Below are 19,298 nucleotides of genomic sequence, written 5' to 3'. Positions count from 1 at the left end.
TAAATATAAAAATGTTTTAAAACTTTCCAGAAGTGAAAACCAAAAACATAAATATTCCATAAGCAAAAACTAAGAAAAATCCTTTTGTTCTACTTATTTGTAATTTTTTAGGAATAAAAATCATAGGCAATAAGATTATTGCGAATCCAAGCATCCAAAAAATATCATTCGAAAGTATTTGTAATTCTGTTACTGGTATCGGTTTAATCATAGCTGTTAATCCCAAAACAGAACCTATATTAAATATATTCGAGCCAATTAAGTTTCCTAACGAAATGGCTTTTTCTTGTTTAGCAGCAGCAATAACCGAAGCAGCAAGTTCGGGCACACTAGTACCAATAGCTATTAGAGAAACACCTATAACAGCTTCGCTAACCCCTATTGAACGAGCTATTTCTTTAGATCCTGCGACTAACCATTCACTACCAAAATATAGTGCCAATGCACCAATAAAGAGCCATAATATAATTTTGAAGTTTGAAACAACAGATAAAGCCTCATCAACCTCATCAACAGCAATATCTTTCCTTGCATTTCTTATTAAAAACATTAAAAATAAAATGAGTCCTAAAAACAATAATCCGCCCTCTATTGCTGTCAATACATTATCATTCTTCAAAAAATAATACAGTAATACTGAAAAGAACATCATTACTGGCCAATTAACTTTATAGAACGATTTGTCTACAGAAATCACGCCAACCATAGCAGTAATGCCAAGTACTAGTCCAATATTAGCAATATTAGAGCCAATAACATTATTAATGGCAATTGCAGGAGATCCAGATAATGCTGCTTGTAAACTAACAAGTAATTCTGGCGCAGAGGTCGCGAATGATACTACTGTCATCCCGATAACCATTTTTGAAATATTAAACTTAAAGGATAGTGCCACGGATGAGCGTACTAGAAACTCTCCTCCTACTACTAAAAGTATAAATCCAAGAATTACCAATAGCAAACTCATAAAATATTTTTTTTGCGAAGATAAATGAAAGTCAAAAGTCAAAAGAGAAAAGTGAAAAGTTTTTTTAAAACTTAAAATTTAGTTAAATAACTACTATTTTAGTTGTATAACTACAAAAATAGTTATAGGTTTGTGATAAATTGATAAACGTCGATTAACGAACTAATATGGAGAAGCTTACAAATAAAGAAGAGGAAATCATGCATATATTGTGGAAGCTTGAAAAAGCTTTTGTAAAGGATGTATTAGCCGAAATTGTAGACGATAAGCCACATTACAACACCTTATCAACCATAATTAGGAATTTGGAAGATAAAGAATATGTTGCCTACAATGCCTACGGAAAAACCCACCAGTACTACCCCATTATAAGTAAAGAAGATTATAGAAAGAAGTTCATGAATACAGCAATAAACAACTATTTTAATAATTCATATAAAAATATGGTATCGTTTTTTGCTAAGGAAGAAAAAATAAGTGTTGACGAACTTAAAGAGATTATCAACCTTATTGAAAAAAACAAATAGTTATGGAATATTTACTTAAAGTGAGCGCCGTTGTAGCTATTTTTTATATTATCTATAAAGTCTTTTTAGAACGAGATACATTTTTTGAATCTAACAGATGGTTTTTGTTGTTTGGGTTAACAACAGCTTTCGTTATTCCTTTTTTAGTTATCCCGATTTATATTGAAAGTTCACCAACAATTGCTTCAGACTATTTATATGGAGCAACAAGCAATGTTGCAGAGCAAAGTACATCCTTAAATCTAATAGATATTATTGCTAGTATTTATTTGCTAGGTTTAGCCGTGTTCAGTATTCGATTTATAATACAAATCGCTGCTTTATTTTTAATTATAATTAAAAACAAAAAAAAGAAAGAAGGCCATTATATCTTTATTAGAACTAGAACCAACATTTCACCATTTTCATTTTTTAATTGGATTGTTTACAATCCGAAAGACTATTCGCAATCTGAGCTAAGTCTTGTAATAGCTCATGAAAAGGTGCATGCGCGTCAATTCCATTCTATTGATGTTTTGCTTACACAGTTAGCTTGCATTATACTTTGGTTTAATCCATTCATTTGGTTGTATAACAAAAATTTAAAACAAAATTTAGAGTTTATTGCCGATAAAAATGTACAACAAAATTCTAATTGTAAAAAAAGCTATCAATACACATTACTTAAAACAAGCATGTCAACTCATCAATTGGCGTTAAGTAATAATTTTTATAATTCATTAATCAAAAAACGAATCGTTATGTTACAGAAATCAAAATCAAAAAAAATCAATCAAATTAAGTATACTCTGGTTATACCTTTGTTGGCTTTTTTTTTAATGAGCTTTAATACCAAAACTATTTTTATAGAAAAAGAGATACCTTCTATGAAAGTCTTTACGCCAGTTAATTTTAACGAAGACAAGATCGAAGTTGACCAAGAAACTAACTTAATTTCTGAAGAACCAATAAAAAAGAAGGAATACAGTAATACCAAAGAAATTAAAAAAGAGTCCAAACCATCTATTACAAATTACAACGCTGTGATAGCTATTGATGTTCAAGATTTTATAATAACCAAAAAGAGTACTGATACAGATTTAGACAAATTGGTTGCAAAAATTAAAGCCGAGGGTGTTGACATAAAATTTAGAGGCATTAAAAGAAATAATAAAGGCGAAATCATAGCAATTAGGATAGAGGCCAAATCTAAAAAATCTAACGCTAGTTTCAACCTCAACTCGGATGAGGCTATCGATCCAATAAAAATCTCTTTTGAAAATGGCGGTAAAAGTATATCTATTGGAAATACGTCTACAATCCATCGGGATCATAAATCTGGAAAAGGTAACAATGTTTTCATCTATTCAGATGATAATCATAATGTCCACGAAACTCATAAAATACATGGAGATTCAAATCACTTTACTTACAAGACCAAAAAAGGCAAATACCATATATTAAAAAAGAATAAAAAAATAGAAATAATCTCTGATGATGATAATGAAGGTAATGTTGAGGTTATAATTGAAAGTGATGAAGATAATGACGAAGAGCATGATGAAAACGTTATTATCATAAAAAACGGAAAAACTATTACAACTTCAAATAAAGGAAATAATACTTTTAAAGTAAAGACCAAAGGGAATGCTAAAAGTGATAGTAAAGTACTTATTACTTCAGACGATAATGAGCAACCATTATTCATTGTTGATGGAAAAGAATACGAAAAAACAGAAATCGACGATATAAAACCAGATGACATTGAAAGTATTAATGTTTTAAAAGGCAATTCAGCAGAAAAAAAATATGGAGACAAAGGAAAAAATGGAGTTGTTGAAATTATAACAAAAAAGAAAAAATAACATTAGCTAAAAACGATTTTAAAGACACTCACATCAGAGTGTCTTTTTTTTATTTTTACATTTCAAAAAGATGAAAAGTTCAAAAAACAGCATTTTTAATATAAAAACATCCTTGTTTTGAAAACTTTTCAACAAAACAGCCCTATAATTATTACAATTATTAATATAATATATATATTATTATTTTAATTTGAAACTTAATCATAGAGCGTCACATCTATATTAAAATCAATTCTACTTTTTTACTTACAAATTCATATTTAAATTCATTGATTTAGGCAAAAACTCTTGGAAGATAGATTCCGAAAAATATATATTGGGAACTCATTCAAGAAACAATAATTAATTATTAACCTTAAAACCTAAAATTATGATGACACTTGCCACTCTTATAATCGACTTAATATTCTCGATTATATTCTAAACCAAAAAAGATAAAACTTAGTCTAGAATAAGTTTTACTATTTTTGTTAGATGCAAAAGCAGGTTTTCAAAATTTTAGCAAAGATTAATAAAATCATCCTACCAAGTTATTCTAAACAACAATTAGATTTAGCAGAAGCTAATAACCTGCAAATGGCTATTATTGGTTGGCGTTGGTTTATTACGAAAAATGCATTGGATTAGGTTTTAATTCATTTCAATATAAACTAATATTTAGTTTTAGATGAATAGTAGCTGACAACCTTCTTGATCTGCTCTACTATAAAAATCTCCTATGGTTAATATGCCATCTAATTCATCTATTAGATCTTCTTCTTTTAAATGAAACATATCTACTGCCAATTTACATGCCCAAAGTTTACAACCTGAATCCGAAAGGATTTCTAAAAACTCGCCTATAGGAGGCATATCAAGTTTTTCCATTTCTTTTTTCATCATTTTTGTAGCAAAAGCTTCCATTCCTGGTAAGCCACCAATCATGGTTGGTATATGCATTCCTGGATTTCCTACAGTAGCTACATGGAGATGCTCTAACTTTTTCTTCTGAATCGCTTCTAATCCAAAAAAGGTAAAAAATATTTCTGAGTCAATTCCTTCCATCCTTGCGCCATTAGCCATAACAAATGCGGCATAGGCATTCTCAATTGTTGCTTTTGACAGAATAAAAAGCATTTTTCTAACTTTAGTGCTCATAACTTATCTATTTTAAATTAAATACAACTTTTTGGTTTTGGAATTCCTGCTATCAGGGTGGATTTCTTTAGTGGGCCACCTGGAAAAAGGTTATAAAATTCCTTAATATTTATCACACCACTTTTTTTAATTCCTCTAATTGATAAAGGCTCTTCTTTTTGATACTTATCATGAATATATTCAACAACTTCCCAATGTTTTTCGGTCATTTTTATATCGCATTCACCTGCTATACACTCACCAATTTCTTTGGTCCATTGAGAAAATTGGATTAAATATCCTTCCTCGTTTACATCAATTTCCTTATTTGCTATTAGTTTTTTCATTATTTCTATATTTAAGTTGATTTATTTTACTTCTTCAAAATGTTTTCCTTTTTCACTCATTGTTGCCGATACGAATGGAATGTGTATACCTTTTATTAGCATATTCCAATAAATCCATCTAAAGGCCATCTTTCCCATATGATTGGTTCTACTCTCTTTTAAAAGTTGTAATGGGCCAACACCTGGAAATGGAAAAGTTCCTTCTACCGGTTCATGTGTGTAGTTAAAATCAATTAACAATGCTTTACCATTACCTGTTTCAATAAAACAATTGGCATGTCCGTCAAACTCTTCTTTTAAAGGTTCTCCCTTTATATATCGAAGTATGTTTTCTGTTAAAATTTCGGCTTCAAAATGAGCTACAGAACCAGCTTTAGACGCTGGTAAGTTGGTTGCATCACCAATTGCAAAAATATTTTCATAATCATTGGTCTGCAAAGTTGCTTTATTAGTAGGAACAAAATTAAAATCGTCTCCCATTCCAGAACGTTCAATTAATTCATCACCCACATTCGTTGGCACTGTTACCAGTAAATCGTATTCAACTTCTGTATCAATATAATCAACAATCTTTTTGTTCTCATAATCCACATGTTCAATATTAAATCCAGTAACCTCCTTAATATTCTTTTCTTCTAATAAATAGTGTAAAGCTTCAGTAGCTTTTGGCTTAGTAAATGCTCCATCTAAAGGTGTTACATAAGTTATATCAACTTTGTCCCTCATGCCTTTGTTTTTAAAGAATGAATCAGCTAAAAAAGCAAATTCTATTGGTGCAACTGGGCATTTAATTGGCATTTCGGTTATATGAACAACCAATTTACCCCCTTTCCAAACACGTAATTTATCTCTTAAAGCTTTTGCCCCTTCATAGGTGTAAAAATCGAAAATACTTTTATGCCATTCTGGACCAAACATACCCTCTGTTTCTTTTGGAGCAATTTTAGTTCCAGTTGCAACAATTAATACATCATAATATAAAGTATCCCCATTATCAAGCTTTATTTTATTATCTTCTGGCAGAATTAAATCAATTTTTTCTTGAATATATTTCACTTTTTTAGGAATAAACTTCTTGCCGTTCTTCTTTACTTGTTTTGTTGTATAAATATCGAAAGGAAGAAATAAAAACCCTGGTTGATAATAATGTGTTTTATATTGATCGACAATTGTAATATTCCAATCTTTTTTTGGAAGTTTTGAAACTAAGTGATTTGACATCATTGTTCCAGAAGTGCCTGCTCCTAATATTATTAAATTTTTCATTTTATTCGATTTTTAAAACTTCTTATAAAAATTTCTATAGTAGATTATTTCTTTGGTAAAAGTAAATGAATCAGAATTTAAATAATATGACAAAAATCATGTAAACCCTTATGTAACAATGGTTACACAAACATAAAACTTAATAATAAATCTCAAATAAAATGTAAAAAGTGACAATTGTCATAGTTAAAGATACCTTCTCAAAGTAGTTTTGCTTAAATTTAGAAACTATAACATCTTGTAAAAAGAGTTTAAGTAAATATATATATTTATAAGATGTTTTTAAATAATTATATCATGAATGCTAAACTAAGAATCTTATTATTGTTATTATTTTTTTCGCCAGCTGTATTTTCACAAGCTGGTCACATTATGCAAGGTGTAGGGGCTGTAAATATGTCTATGGGAGGAGCTTCAACAGCACAACCTCTAGATATTTCTGGAGCTATGCACTGGAATCCTGCCGCCACATCTGTTTTTAACGACAAAATTATAAAGCTTGATGTTGGCTTATTCTTTTCTTCTCCAGAATTAAGCTCGGGTTTACCTGCTAATATTCTTTGGCAACCGGGAGATTTTGGTCCTGGTTCTCCTGGAGCACCTTCAGTCTCTGGAATAACGAAAGATGATAGAGGAATGTCTCCGATGCCGGCTTTAGCTATGCTTTGGGGAAAAGAAGATAGCAAACATACCTTTGGTGTTTCGGCATTTGGAATTAGTGGTTTTGGAGTAACATTTCCACAAGACAATAATGCTCCTGTAGATGCACAAGGTAATCCAAACCCGAATTTTAATCCTATGGGTAATTCTAATCCAGTTAATTACCCGCAAGCTGCACAAGGATTTGGGCATATAGAATCTGATTATATGCTGTTACAAGTAGGGTTCTCTTATGCTTATGAAATAACCGATAAGTTCTCTATTGGCGTACAACCTAATATAGATTATGCTGCATTAGAACTAGCTCCTAATCCAACAGCAAAACCTAATATGTTTGGATATCCAAGCACAGATAGCGCAACGGCCATTGGTTTCGGTGCGCAATTTGGAGTGTTTTATGATTCAGGATTTGGACTAAAACTAGGAGCATCCTATAAAACAGTACAAAAATTTAGTGAATTTGAGTTCGATAACACATATCCAGACAATACCACTGGTAAAAATAAATTCCAAATGGATTACCCTGCTATTTTCTCTCTTGGAGTGGGATATTCACAAGGAGATATTGATTTAGCATTAGATTTTAGACGTGTTGATTACGAAAATACGGATGGTTTTGCAGAAACAGGTTGGGCTATTGATCAAAACATGTTGCCTTCTGTTGCTGGATTTGGATGGGAAAATATTTCCATTATTTCTGCAGGTATACAATTCAAAGGCATAAATAAATTACCTCTTCGTTTTGGCTATACATACAGTTCAAACCCTATTCCAAAGAATCTTGCATTTTTTAATATTCCTGCTACAGCAATTATTAAAAACGCCTACCAATTTGGTTTAAGTTATAAGGTAAATAATACTTGGAATATTGATGCCGTTTACCATTATGGAGATAGTAGCGAAGCAACCGAAGGTCAAATATTAAACCCCCGGAATATTTCTTCAGGAAATCCTACGGGAGCTATTCCAGGATCGTTTGTATCTTATGACATGACTACCTCAATGATTCAATTTGGTATTAGCTATACGTTTAACAAATAAAAAAGTTTATACCAAAAAAAAAGCAAGCGAAATCGCTTGCTTTTTTTTTGTGACCACGGCAGGATTCAAACCTGCAACCTCTTGAGCCGTAATCAAGTGCGCTATTCAGTTGCGCCACGTGGCCTTTTTTAATGGCTGCAAATATACTATTAATTAAAACTTTAACAAACAATTTATTTCAAATTTATAAATCCGTATTTTTGAACCATGACCAATGAAATATTACATCAAAAATTTAATCATACCCTCGATAACAATGTTTTAAATGACATTGCAAATGTGGGTACTTATAAATCTTTTTTAAAAAATGATATAATTATAGATATCGATCAGCCATTAGAAAATATACCACTCTTATTAAGTGGTCATATTAAAATACTAAGAGAAGATGGCCAGGGAAATGATTTACTTATTTATTTCTTAGAAGCTGGTGAAACTTGCACCATGTCACTTACTTGCTGTATGGGGACATCAAAAAGCAAAATAAGAGCTGTCGCAGAGCAAGATTCTAGCCTCATTATGATACCTATACAAAAGACGCAAGAATGGTTTCATAACAATGAGAGTTGGCGGAACTTCATTTTGAGTAGTTACCAAATTCGTTTTGATGAAATGCTTGATGCTATTGATAGTATTGCGTTTTTAAAAATGGATGAACGTTTACACAAATACCTAATTAACAAGACAGTACTAAATAGCTCTAATACTATTTTAATGAAGCACCAAGATATTGCTGAAGATTTACATACTTCTCGAGTTGTTATATCAAGACTCCTTAAACAACTTGAAAACGAGAATAAAATCAATCTTGGCAGAAATAAAATCGTGGTTTTATAAACCGTATATTATTCATACTAAACTTAACAACATATTTACATTAAACTATTATGGAATACATTTTAAACCCTTGGCCGTGGTATATATCTGGCCCATTAATAACCATTATAATGGCTTTGCTTTTATATTTTGGAAAAACCTTTGGCATGTCTTCTAATTTAAGCACAATGTGTACCATTTTAGGTGCTGGCAAGCGGGTAAACTTTTTTAATATGAACTGGAAGGATCAATCTTGGAACATAACTGTTGTTATTGGTGCCATTATTGGCGGTTTCATAGCTACCCAATATTTAAGCAATAATAGTATTACCAACCTGAATTCTACCACAGTAAATGAACTACAACAAATGGGCTTTAAAAACTCGGGTAGTTCCTTAGTTCCCGATCAAATATTTAAGTTAAGTTCTATAAAAGAATTACTAATCTTAATCGCGGGAGGTTTACTTGTTGGGTTTGGAACACGGTATGCTGGTGGATGCACTTCTGGGCATGCTATTTCAGGTCTAAGCAGCTTACAAAAACCTTCACTTATAGCGGTTATTGGATTCTTTATTGGTGGCCTAATTATGACTAATATTATTTTACCTCTAATATTTTAAATATGAAATACTTAAAATTTTTACTCGTTGGTGTTTTCTTCGGAATTATATTAGTCAAATCTGAAGCGGTTTCTTGGTATAGAATTTACGAGATGTTTAGATTTCAATCTTTCCACATGTATGGAATTATAGGTACCGCAATTGGTAGTGGCATTATATTTTTACAACTTTCGAAAAGAGGTTATATTAAAAGTATAAAAGGAGCAAATATTTTTGTTCCTAAAAAAGAAAAAGGGATTGTAAGGTACATAGTTGGGGGTATTGTTTTCGGCCTTGGATGGGCCTTAATAGGTACATGTCCTGGTCCAATGTATATATTATTAGGTACAGGCGTTTTTAGCATGCTTATTGTTATTGCTGCTGCCATATTGGGTACTTTTATATATGGTGTCTTAAAAAACAAACTCCCTCATTAAATGGATAACACCCAACTATTTGGATATATTGGTGCCTTAATAGTAGGACTAGTGCTAGGATTAATTGGAGGAGGCGGATCCATCCTAACAGTACCTCTATTGGTGTACTTATTAGGCTATAATCCAATTGTTGCTACTGCCTATTCTCTATTTGTCGTTGGCACTACATCAATGGTTGGCACTTTCCAGAAGTATAGGAGAGGGTTGGTAGACTTTAAAACGGGTTTAGCTTTTTCATTTCCATCTTTTATAGCAGTTTATCTTTCACGAAGATATTTGGTTCCCAATATTCCTGATAACCTTTTTAATATTTATGATTTCACATTTACAAAAGAAATGGGGATTATGATCTTTTTTGCAATCATAATGATTATTGCATCCTATTCTATGATTAGAAATCATACAAACAATAGTTCACCAATGGGAAAACAAGCATATTACAAAACTTTTATTCAAGCAATAATTATAGGAACAATTACAGGGATTATTGGTGCTGGAGGTGGTTTTTTATATGTCCCAGCCCTTGTAATTTGGGCAAATATTCCAATGAAAAAAGCAGTTGGCACATCATTAATAATAGTAACCATCAACTCATTAATTGGTTTTATTGGTGACGTACAAACCTTAGAGATAGATTGGGCATTCCTTTTATCGTTTACACTAATTTCTATAGTTGGTATAATTTTGGGTGTATTTCTTTCAAAATTCGTTAGCGGCAAAAAACTTAAAAAGAGTTTTGGATTTTTCACTTTAATAATGGCAATTTATATTATATATAAAGAAATCAATTAAAGCAATGTGACAAAAATCACAAATCAAACCAATATGATTTAGTACTTTTGAATGATTAAATTTTTAAAATGAAAATAGAGCAAATATACACCGGCTGTTTAGCACAAGGTGCTTATTACATAGAATCTAACGGAGAAGTTGCCATAATTGATCCACTCCGTGAAACACAACAATATGTAGACAAAGCCAATAGAGAACATGCAAAAATTAAATATATATTTGAAACACATTTTCATGCCGATTTTGTTTCTGGTCATGTAGATTTAGCAAAAAAAACTGGTGCTATAATTATTTATGGTCCAGGGGCAGAAACCAACTACGATATACATTGCGCTAAGGATGGAGAAGAATTCAAACTTGGTGATATTACTATAAAAGTTTTACACACTCCAGGACATACGTTAGAATCTTCTACTTACCTATTAATTGATGAATCTGGAAAAGATCATGCTATTTTTTCTGGAGACACTTTGTTTTTAGGCGATGTAGGAAGACCAGATTTAGCAATAAAGACCGACCTAACAAAAGAAGATTTAGCAAGTATGCTATACGATTCACTTCGTATTAAAATAATGCCATTAGCAGATGATGTTATTGTTTATCCCGCTCATGGTGCTGGTTCTGCTTGTGGAAAAAGCTTAAGCAAAGAAACCGTTGGCGTTTTGGGTAATGAGAAAAAAAGTAATTACGCATTAAGAGCAGATATGACCAGAGCTGAATTTATTGAAGAAGTGCTTGATGGCATAGCACCACCACCACAGTATTTTGCAAAAAATGCTATGATGAATAAATCTGGGTATGATACTTTTGAAACAGTTTTAAAAAAGGGAGATAACGCGTTAGAACCTGATGACTTTGAACATTTAGCAAACGAAGAAAATGCTTTAGTTCTTGATGTAAGACATGAAAAAGAGTTCGTTAAAAGTCATATTCCTAACTCCATTTTTATTGGTATCCATGGCGGATTTGCACCTTGGGTAGGTGCTTTAATCAGGGACTTAAAACAACCCATTTTATTAGTCACCCCAAAAGGTAAAGCAAAAGAAACTGTCACTAGATTATCGCGTGTAGGCTATGATAACACGCTTGGCTATTTAGAGGGTGGTATCGAAGCCTGGGCGGCTTCTGGAAGAGATATTGAAACTTTAGCCTCTATTTCGGTTGATGCATTTTCAAAAGCATTTAAGAATGAAAACATCCATGTTTTAGATGTTAGAAAAGATGGTGAATACAAATCGGAACATCTAGATGGTAATTCTGTTCAGCACTTTGCCTTAGATTACATAAATGACAACATGAACAAAGTCGATTCAAATAAAACATATTACATTCATTGTGCAGGGGGTTATCGATCTGTAATTGCGGCTTCTATACTTAAAGCCCGTGGTTTCAATAATTTAATAGATGTTGCTGGTGGTTTTGGAGCCATGAAAAAAACGGATTTACCTACGACTGATTTTGTTTGTCCTTCAACTTTATAAATAATTTTTAATATCAAGTTGATAAAGAAATATAAAATGAAAACAAGTTTAGAAATACAAAACCTAAAATGTTCTGGTTGTGCTAATACCATTACGAAAAAAATTTCTGGCTTAAAGGATGTCACTTTATTAAAGATTCATACCGACACTAATACTTTATCTTTTCAATATAAAAACGAAACTACTGTTGCCAAAATAAAAGAGCTTCTTTCCAGTATTGGATACCCTGTTGTTGGTGAAAAAAATGCATTCACAACTAAGGCAAAGTCTTTTGTAAGTTGCGCAATTGGGAGAATAAAATAATTAGATTTTAAACAATTTCGGCACTTAAACCAGCTTCCAATAACATAGAACAACGTGGTTTTAAATCGTCATACAAACCAGTTTTAACAGTACATTTTCCTTTATAATGGACTATCAAGGAACATTGTTCGGCTTGTTCTGAAGTATGATCACAAGCATGTATTAACGTTTCAATAACATAATCGAATGTATTAACATCATCGTTGTATAAAACAATTTCGTTTTGTGTTGATACTTCTTCTTGAAGTAATAATTCTACCGATGTTTTTTCTTGTGAACTCATAATCTCATTATCTTTCAAACATTTCCTATAAGAGAAAAGCTTTTATTTAATTATAGTACTAATTTAAAAATTTTAATGAAACCCAATTATTTCTTTCTAACTTTTCTTGAAATTTTAACAGATGTTTTTCACATATGCTTTGAATCATAGGAATATCATCCTTATAAAACCCACTTAAAAACAAGCTCCCTCCTTTATTCAAACAAGAGACATACATTTCCATATCTTGCAATAAAATATTCCGATTAATATTAGCTATTATAATGTCGTACTTATTGTTTCTTAATACCGATGCATCACCCTCTATAACTGTAATATTATCACATTTATTACGTTCTACATTTTCCAAACTGTTTAAATAACACCAGTTATCATAATCTACAGCATCAATGGTTATCGCTCCCTTCATTTCAGCTAGAATAGCCAGAACTCCCGTACCACAACCCATATCTAAAACTGATTTATTTATAAAGTCATTTTTTAAAATATGCTGAATCATCATGTGAGTAGTTTCATGATGCCCTGTACCAAAACTCATTTTTGGTTCAATAATAATATCGTATTCTGTATCAGATTTATTATGAAATGGCGCACGAACCGCACATAATTTGTCCACTATTATTGGGCTAAAATTCTTTTCCCATTCAGCATTCCAATTGGTTTGTTCAATATCTTCAAAAGTGTAGGTAATATTAAATTCTTCAGATTTTAAAATTTGAATATCATCAAGAATTGATTTATGCCATTCTTCCTTTTGAATATACGCTGTCACCCCATCTTCTGTTTCTACAAAACTTTCGAAACCAGCAAATCCTAATTCTGCTATAAGAATTTCTACTCCCGGTTGTATAGGCTGTACTTTAAAGTAAAAACCAATATAGATTGTATTAGACATTGCTTAGAAACGTAATTTGCGGGTAAACCCACGTTAGCGATTGTAGTGCAAAGCCCACCGTTAGTCCCGATAATTATCGGGACTAACGAGGACATGTAACGTAAAGCGCGACCTCGCTTTTTTTTCGGGGTAACGCCCTTATTATATTTATGTAATTAAAATGCGTTTACTATCGCAAAGAAATCGTCTGCTTTAAGCGCAGCGCCACCAATTAAGCCGCCATCTACATCTGGTTTAGAGAAAATCTCCTCAGCATTTGCAGGTTTCACACTACCACCGTAAAGAATTGACACTTCGTCTGCAACATTATTACCATACTTATCTGCTAACGTCTTTCTTATAAATGCGTGCATATCTTGTGCTTGCTCTGGACTTGCAGTTTCACCTGTACCAATAGCCCAAACTGGCTCGTAAGCCAATACAATGTTTTGAAATGCGACCGCTTCTAGATGAAATAACGCATTTTTAATTTGACCACCAACGACAGCTTCTTCATTACCAGATTTTCTGTCGGCTAATTCTTCACCAAAACAAAAAATAACGCGCATACCATTTGCTAAGGCAGCATCTACTTTTTTAGCTAGAAGCTCATCTGTTTCATTAAAATATTCGCGACGTTCGCTATGGCCTAAAATAACTGTTTCTACACCTACACTTTTTAACATACTAGCACTAATTTCTCCAGTATAAGCACCGTTCGCTGCAAAATGCATATTTTGAGCAACAACTTCAATATTTGAAGTTCTTAATGCTTCATAAGCATGGTATAAATTAGTAAAAGTAGGCGCTACCATTACTTCTGCATTGGAAGATTGTGTTTGCTTTTTTAAATCTGATAATAACGCTTCAGTCTGCGCTAAATCATTATTCATTTTCCAATTTCCGGCAACAATTTGTTTTCTCATAATATTAATTTAAACTTCTATAAAAGAAGGTATTTAAGTATTGACTAATTCAATGCAAAAATACTTAATTTCTCAAAGCTTTTATCAACTTATCATCATCAGCTTCAATAACATTAAATACAACGATTTCGCCAGCTTTATTTATAACCATATATCTAGGAATCCAGCTAATATTTACAAAATCGGCAAAATCACATTTCTTTTGATTTTGCATGTAATAATGCTCTCCCTCTACGCCATACTTTTTTATACCGCGTTTCCAACGATCCTCTCCTCTATCTAATGATAAAAAGACATATGCCACATCGGTATATTCTTTTTGAAGCGCTTTTACTTTAGGCATACCTTTAATGCAATCGCCACACCATGAAGCCCAAATATCTATTACAATAGTCTTGCCTTTATGCTTCTCTAAAATTGATTTAAAGGAAACTTGATTACCTTCTAAAGTAGTAAAAGTATCATTGAGTGCTGCCTCTGAAAACTTCGAAGGTTCTACAGTATTACAACTTAAAAAACTGACTAATAATACTAATATATAACTCATTTTTTTCATAATTTTTTATTGCAGTTTAACTTTTGGATCTAACCAAACATAGATTAAGTCGACAAAAATATTGATAATTACAAACATAGTCGCAATAATTAAAACTGCTCCCATAATTACTGGTAAATCAAGTGTGTTTAAAGAATTAACTATTTCTTTCCCGAGACCATTCCAACCAAAAATATATTCTACAAAAACTGCTCCTGCCAACATGGATGCAAACCAACCTGAAATTGCTGTAACTACAGGATTTAAAGCATTTTTTACTGCATGCCTTTTAATGATTTGAAATTCACTAAGTCCTTTTGCTCTTGCCGTTCTTATATAATCTTGGTTAAAAACTTCTAATAAAGAATTACGCATCAATTGAATAACCACCGCTAATGGACGAATACCTAATACTATAGCAGGTAATATTAAATTTTTCCATTTAATATGCATTGCTTCCCCAAAATCGTCCAATTCATAAAGACTTCCTGTCATTTCTAAATTGGTGTATTTATGAAGCAAATATCCAAAGAACCAAGCAAATAAAATAGCACTAAAAAATGATGGTATACTCATGCCTAGTGTACTTAAAATCTGAATTGTTTTATCTAACCAATTGTCCTTAAACAAAGCAGAAATAATTCCTAAAAAAATACCCAAAATAATGGCAATTACAATAGCTGCAATAGCCAATACAAAAGTATTAGGGAGTGTTTCTTTTAAAACCTGACTTACTTGTTTTCCTTGTTTTGTAAAAGACTCTCTTAAATAAGGTAATTTTAATACTGTCGTTGCCCCTCCAATTGAAAACAATTTAGTCGCAGCGTATTTTCCTTCTTTTAAAAATGTATAATCTTCATTATTATTTGAATGAAAAGAAACTGGAGATAAATCGTTTAGATAATAAAGGTATTGTGTAGAAATAGACTTATCAAATCCATATTTCTGTTTTACTAAAGCTAACTGCTCGCTATCTTCATTTTGTCCAAGCATCATTTGTGCGGGATCACCCGGAAGCACATTAAATAATAGAAAAATAACAGTTACTACTCCAAATAATGTGAATAAGGAATATGTGATTTTATTAAGTAGATAGCTAATCAAATATTTTATTTGTTGATATGTTTATTTATATGTGTACTAAAACCAAAAACTATAATTTTAAATCATCTATATCATTCCAATGTGTCTTTTGTTTTACAGTACCTTGATCTAATTCTAAAATCCCTGGATTAGAACGTACTACCGTTTTTAAAGCTTTTTCATCGCACAAATACCAATCGAAGTCAATATTATAGGCCTCTTTAATACGCTGTTTTGCCTCATCTCCAGATGCGGTTAATCCAATAATTTCATAACCATTTTTAATAGCTTGATTATGCAATTCTCTTAACTTTAAAGCACCATCACTTTCTATTTTTTCTAGACTATAAGAAACGACCACAATTAAGTTTTCTTGTTCTAAAAAATGTGAAGTTAAATCTTCATCATTACTTTCAATAGAGAAATCTACAACAGGCGGTGTATATCCTTCTTGTATAACTTTAGTTTCTACACTAACAAAATCACCTTCTATAGATGGGTATTGACCATTTGTTTTAATGACCTTTTCTTCTCCACCAATATTAAATTTCCAACTGTATTCTTGAATAGGTTTGGGAGCATCCTCAGGAATTTCCATACCTTCTTTAATGTTGTTGCCTATTTTATAAGCTCTAAAATCTATTGAAGGCAAATGCATTAATACATGATAGCCAAACCATAAACTTAAAATGAATCCTAAAAGTGCAAATACCGTTGTGGGAAGTTTTCCAAATACGGGTTTTATGTGTTTAACTCCAATAAAGAGTATAACAATTAAAACCAAAAGGACAACATCTTTCCAAAAGGATTCCCAAGGTTTAAGCTTTAAGAAATCACCAAAACACCCACAGTCTTTTACTTTTTCGAAATAAGCCGCATAAAAAGTTAGGAAGGTAAAAAACACTATCATTCCTAATAGACTCCAAACCGTAAATTTAGGCTTATAGCCTATAAGTAAAAACACGCCTAAAACAACCTCGAATACAACTACAAAAATCGAAATCATTAATGCATAAGGTTCCAAAGAAGGAATATTTAAAACATCTTGACTAAAATATTCTTGAAGTTTATACGAGAATCCCAATGGGTCATTGAGTTTTATAAAACCGGAGAATATAAATAATACACCTACTAATATTCTTGATATGCTTACTAATGCTTTCATAATTATTGTTCATTTAAATGAATCATGGCAAAAACAGCATAATTTATCATGTCTTGATAATTAGCATCAATACCTTCACTCACCAATGTTTTTCCTTTATTATCTTCAATCTGCTTTACGCGTAATAGTTTTTGCAAAATTAAATCAGTTAAACTGCTAACACGCATATCTCTCCATGCTTCACCATAATCATGATTTTTATCCATCATGAGTTGTTTTGTGATTGCAACTTTTTCTTCGTAAAGGTTAGTCGCCTCATCAGTAGTCATATCTGGTGTTTCAACAACACCTTTTTCCAACTGAATTAGAGCCATGACGCAATAATTTATAACACCAATAAACTCGCTCATTTCACCTTCATCTACCTTTCTAACATCGTTTTCTTGCAGACCTCTAATACGTTGTGCTTTAATGAAAATTTGATCGGTTAACGACGGTAATCGCAATATTCTCCAGGCACTACCGTAATCGGACATTTTCTTGGTAAATAATCTTTTGCACGTATCGATGACGGCATCATATTGTTTTGAGGTATCTTGCATAAAGTAAAATCAATTTTCCGTAAATTTCGCATAAATAATTAGAAAGTTCAAAGTTTAAGGTTTAAAGTTTTAAACTATGTACAAACACTCAAGAAAACTGTATAAATGACTATAAACTGCAAAGGAGAATTGATTGATTTAGCTTCACCAAAAGTCATGGGAATCTTGAATATTACCCCAGATTCTTTTTACGATGGAGGTAAGCATAAAAATGAAACAGCTATTTTAAAACACACTGAATCAATGCTTAACCAAGGCGCTACCTTTATAGATATTGGCGCTTACAGCTCCCGCCCTAATGCCGATAATGTTGATGAAAATGAAGAATTAAAGCGAATTATTCCTATTGTAAATTTAATTCTTAAAACATTTCCTGAAACGTTATTATCAATTGACACTTTTAGAAGTAAGGTTGCTGAAGCATGTATTCAATCTGGCGCAGCTATGATTAACGATATTTCTGCGGGTAAATTAGATGACAACATGCTCCAAACTGTTGCTGATTTGAGCGTACCATACATAATGATGCATATGCGAGGGACACCGCAAACCATGCAACAACAAACTAATTATGATGATTTAATTAAAGACATAATCTATTATTTTTCTGAAAGAATTGCCGAAGCTAGATTATTAGGAATTATAGATATAATAGTCGATCCTGGTTTTGGATTTGCTAAAACTTTGGAACAGAATTATGAGTTGCTCAACAAATTTGAATTACTAAAGATGATTGACAAACCAATATTAGCTGGTGTTTCAAGAAAATCTATGATATATAAAACCTTAAAAACCTCGGCTGATGAGGCCTTGAATGGCACTTCAATTTTAAATACCGTTGCGCTACAAAAAGGAGCTTCCATATTAAGGGTTCATGATGTTAAAGAAGCTGTTGAATGCGTTAAATTGATTGAATCTTTAAGACATCGATCCCTATGAAAATTAATTACCAACACCTCCCTTGCTCGCTCCTTCTTATAAGGGAAACTGTTATACTAATTTTTATATCATTTATTTGTTTTTCCTGCGGAAAAGAAAAAGTTATAATACTGCCAGAAATAAGTCATTCAGACATCACAGAATTAAATGATGTTTCTGCGGCCTATTTATTTTATGATGAATCCAAACCTGACAGTGTTGAGCTGAATAGAAAAAACTTAATAAGCACAACAAACTGGTTAATAAATGTAGATAAACGTTTGACATTAAAACAAGTAATTCCCCATATTAAATTTCTCCAGGAAAAAAAGGCGAATTCAAGCCATAAAAATAGAAAAGCTAAAAATTATTTTACCTGTAATGATACTAGTAGAAAAGAATTGGGGTTTATTGAGTTTACTAATACTAACTTCCTTAAAGAAAATTTAAGGAAGTTAGACAGAATTAAAAAGCATAAAAAAGATTCAGACCGCAGTATTTATCTAAAGGTAATTACACTCGACTCAATTGCTATAAATTTTAGTCCATATAAAGATAAACCTCAATACACAAATAATGATAATTTAAAAAAGTTTATCCAATCAGTAAATCAAAATCTTAGCAGTACAATAATAGAATTAGGCTTTAATTCAGATCTTACTTTTCAGAATTACATTAATATGAAATCGACATTAAGTAGTTTTGACATTGAATATGTTAAAATATCAGATGATGAATTCATTTCTAATTAACCATATTTTACTAAATTTACAAAA

The 19,298-nt window shown here is 31.6% G+C and carries 23 protein-coding genes and 1 tRNA gene; 12 read left to right on the top strand and 12 right to left on the bottom strand.

Features of this window, described 5'->3' with window-relative positions; translation table 11 throughout:
• Positions 1-16: 16 nt before the first annotated feature.
• Positions 17-967 carry a calcium/sodium antiporter gene (locus tag AC2D6V_RS08130; protein ID WP_484647592.1) on the bottom strand — a complete coding sequence of 317 codons (951 nt, stop codon included), beginning with the start codon at positions 965-967 and terminating at the stop codon, positions 17-19.
• 167 nt (positions 968-1,134) lie between these two features.
• On the opposite strand from AC2D6V_RS08130, the gene AC2D6V_RS08125 reads away from it, so the two are divergent.
• The 3 genes from AC2D6V_RS08125 to AC2D6V_RS08115 all read left to right on the top strand — a co-directional run bounded on the left by AC2D6V_RS08125 (position 1,135) and on the right by AC2D6V_RS08115 (position 3,965).
• Positions 1,135-1,494: a BlaI/MecI/CopY family transcriptional regulator gene (locus AC2D6V_RS08125; protein WP_484647591.1), complete on the top strand. Its 360-nt coding sequence runs from the start codon at positions 1,135-1,137 to the stop codon at positions 1,492-1,494.
• A gap of 2 nt (positions 1,495-1,496) precedes the next feature.
• Positions 1,497-3,338 (top strand): M56 family metallopeptidase, encoded by a 1,842-nt coding sequence (locus tag AC2D6V_RS08120; RefSeq protein ID WP_484647590.1) that lies wholly within the window; start codon positions 1,497-1,499, stop codon positions 3,336-3,338.
• 474 nt (positions 3,339-3,812) lie between these two features.
• On the top strand, positions 3,813-3,965 hold the full coding sequence (locus AC2D6V_RS08115) for an SsrA-binding protein (RefSeq protein ID WP_484647589.1): 153 nt from the start codon (positions 3,813-3,815) through the stop codon (positions 3,963-3,965).
• A 36-nt stretch (positions 3,966-4,001) separates the two neighbouring features.
• Here the strand turns inward: AC2D6V_RS08115 and AC2D6V_RS08110 are convergent, their stop codons facing one another.
• Genes AC2D6V_RS08110 through sqr form a run of 3 tightly spaced genes read right to left on the bottom strand, consistent with a single transcriptional unit; the run spans position 4,002 to position 6,067 of the window.
• Positions 4,002-4,475 carry a DsrE/DsrF/DrsH-like family protein gene (locus tag AC2D6V_RS08110; protein WP_484647588.1) on the bottom strand — a complete coding sequence of 158 codons (474 nt, stop codon included), beginning with the start codon at positions 4,473-4,475 and terminating at the stop codon, positions 4,002-4,004.
• Positions 4,476-4,492: 17 nt separating this feature from the next.
• Positions 4,493-4,801 (bottom strand): TusE/DsrC/DsvC family sulfur relay protein, encoded by a 309-nt coding sequence (locus AC2D6V_RS08105; RefSeq protein ID WP_484647587.1) that lies wholly within the window; start codon positions 4,799-4,801, stop codon positions 4,493-4,495.
• A gap of 21 nt (positions 4,802-4,822) precedes the next feature.
• Positions 4,823-6,067, bottom strand: a complete 1,245-nt coding sequence (gene sqr, locus AC2D6V_RS08100) for a type III sulfide quinone reductase, selenoprotein subtype (protein ID WP_484647586.1) — start codon at positions 6,065-6,067, stop codon at positions 4,823-4,825.
• Positions 6,068-6,364: 297 nt separating this feature from the next.
• Between sqr and AC2D6V_RS08095 the strand changes: the two genes are divergently transcribed.
• The gene (locus AC2D6V_RS08095; protein WP_484647585.1) at positions 6,365-7,768 is read left to right on the top strand and encodes an OmpP1/FadL family transporter; all 1,404 of its coding nucleotides are present in this window, start codon (positions 6,365-6,367) and stop codon (positions 7,766-7,768) included.
• Positions 7,769-7,818: 50 nt separating this feature from the next.
• Here AC2D6V_RS08095 and AC2D6V_RS08090 read toward each other — a convergent pair.
• A tRNA-Arg gene (locus tag AC2D6V_RS08090) sits at positions 7,819-7,892 on the bottom strand.
• Positions 7,893-7,975: 83 nt separating this feature from the next.
• Here AC2D6V_RS08090 and AC2D6V_RS08085 point away from each other — a divergent pair.
• From AC2D6V_RS08085 to AC2D6V_RS08060, 6 genes are all read left to right on the top strand, one after another.
• Positions 7,976-8,605, top strand: a complete 630-nt coding sequence (locus tag AC2D6V_RS08085; protein WP_484647584.1) for a Crp/Fnr family transcriptional regulator — start codon at positions 7,976-7,978, stop codon at positions 8,603-8,605.
• Between the two features lie 50 nt (positions 8,606-8,655).
• On the top strand, positions 8,656-9,204 hold the full coding sequence (locus tag AC2D6V_RS08080) for a YeeE/YedE family protein (protein ID WP_484647583.1): 549 nt from the start codon (positions 8,656-8,658) through the stop codon (positions 9,202-9,204).
• 2 nt (positions 9,205-9,206) lie between these two features.
• The gene (locus tag AC2D6V_RS08075) at positions 9,207-9,620 is read left to right on the top strand and encodes a DUF6691 family protein (RefSeq protein ID WP_484647582.1); all 414 of its coding nucleotides are present in this window, start codon (positions 9,207-9,209) and stop codon (positions 9,618-9,620) included.
• On the top strand, positions 9,621-10,412 hold the full coding sequence (locus AC2D6V_RS08070; RefSeq protein WP_484647581.1) for a sulfite exporter TauE/SafE family protein: 792 nt from the start codon (positions 9,621-9,623) through the stop codon (positions 10,410-10,412).
• Between the two features lie 68 nt (positions 10,413-10,480).
• The gene (locus AC2D6V_RS08065) at positions 10,481-11,893 is read left to right on the top strand and encodes an MBL fold metallo-hydrolase (RefSeq protein WP_484647580.1); all 1,413 of its coding nucleotides are present in this window, start codon (positions 10,481-10,483) and stop codon (positions 11,891-11,893) included.
• Positions 11,894-11,929: 36 nt separating this feature from the next.
• Positions 11,930-12,196, top strand: a complete 267-nt coding sequence (locus AC2D6V_RS08060; protein WP_484647579.1) for a heavy-metal-associated domain-containing protein — start codon at positions 11,930-11,932, stop codon at positions 12,194-12,196.
• A gap of 7 nt (positions 12,197-12,203) precedes the next feature.
• Here AC2D6V_RS08060 and AC2D6V_RS08055 read toward each other — a convergent pair whose 3' ends face one another.
• The 7 genes from AC2D6V_RS08055 to AC2D6V_RS08025 all read right to left on the bottom strand — a co-directional run bounded on the left by AC2D6V_RS08055 (position 12,204) and on the right by AC2D6V_RS08025 (position 17,604).
• Positions 12,204-12,479, bottom strand: a complete 276-nt coding sequence (locus AC2D6V_RS08055; protein WP_484647578.1) for an ATP-dependent Clp protease adaptor ClpS — start codon at positions 12,477-12,479, stop codon at positions 12,204-12,206.
• A gap of 58 nt (positions 12,480-12,537) precedes the next feature.
• A complete protein-coding gene (prmA, locus tag AC2D6V_RS08050) occupies positions 12,538-13,374 on the bottom strand; it encodes a 50S ribosomal protein L11 methyltransferase (RefSeq protein ID WP_484647577.1) in 837 nt (278 codons plus the stop codon).
• A gap of 155 nt (positions 13,375-13,529) precedes the next feature.
• Entirely contained in the window at positions 13,530-14,279 is a 750-nt protein-coding gene (gene tpiA / locus AC2D6V_RS08045) for a triose-phosphate isomerase (RefSeq protein WP_484647576.1), read from the bottom strand.
• Positions 14,280-14,343: 64 nt separating this feature from the next.
• Positions 14,344-14,826: a TlpA family protein disulfide reductase gene (locus AC2D6V_RS08040; protein ID WP_484647575.1), complete on the bottom strand. Its 483-nt coding sequence runs from the start codon at positions 14,824-14,826 to the stop codon at positions 14,344-14,346.
• Between the two features lie 15 nt (positions 14,827-14,841).
• On the bottom strand, positions 14,842-15,918 hold the full coding sequence (locus tag AC2D6V_RS08035; RefSeq protein ID WP_484647574.1) for an ABC transporter permease: 1,077 nt from the start codon (positions 15,916-15,918) through the stop codon (positions 14,842-14,844).
• A 49-nt stretch (positions 15,919-15,967) separates the two neighbouring features.
• Positions 15,968-17,062, bottom strand: a complete 1,095-nt coding sequence (locus AC2D6V_RS08030) for a BT_3928 family protein (protein ID WP_484647573.1) — start codon at positions 17,060-17,062, stop codon at positions 15,968-15,970.
• Positions 17,063-17,064: 2 nt separating this feature from the next.
• A complete protein-coding gene (locus tag AC2D6V_RS08025) occupies positions 17,065-17,604 on the bottom strand; it encodes a DUF1599 domain-containing protein (RefSeq protein ID WP_484647572.1) in 540 nt (179 codons plus the stop codon).
• Between the two features lie 105 nt (positions 17,605-17,709).
• Between AC2D6V_RS08025 and folP the strand changes: the two genes are divergently transcribed.
• Together folP and AC2D6V_RS08015 are read left to right on the top strand one after the other, a co-directional pair.
• The gene (gene folP / locus AC2D6V_RS08020; protein WP_484647571.1) at positions 17,710-18,543 is read left to right on the top strand and encodes a dihydropteroate synthase; all 834 of its coding nucleotides are present in this window, start codon (positions 17,710-17,712) and stop codon (positions 18,541-18,543) included.
• Positions 18,540-19,274: a hypothetical protein gene (locus AC2D6V_RS08015; RefSeq protein ID WP_484647570.1), complete on the top strand. Its 735-nt coding sequence runs from the start codon at positions 18,540-18,542 to the stop codon at positions 19,272-19,274. Before folP ends, AC2D6V_RS08015 begins: the two co-directional genes overlap by 4 nt.
• Positions 19,275-19,298: the final 24 nt, after the last annotated feature.

The sequence above is a fragment of the Algibacter sp. YIN40 genome (assembly GCF_057219435.1).
The sequence above is the reverse complement of the archived record's forward strand: the minus strand, read 5'-3'. Positions and strand labels throughout refer to the sequence as shown.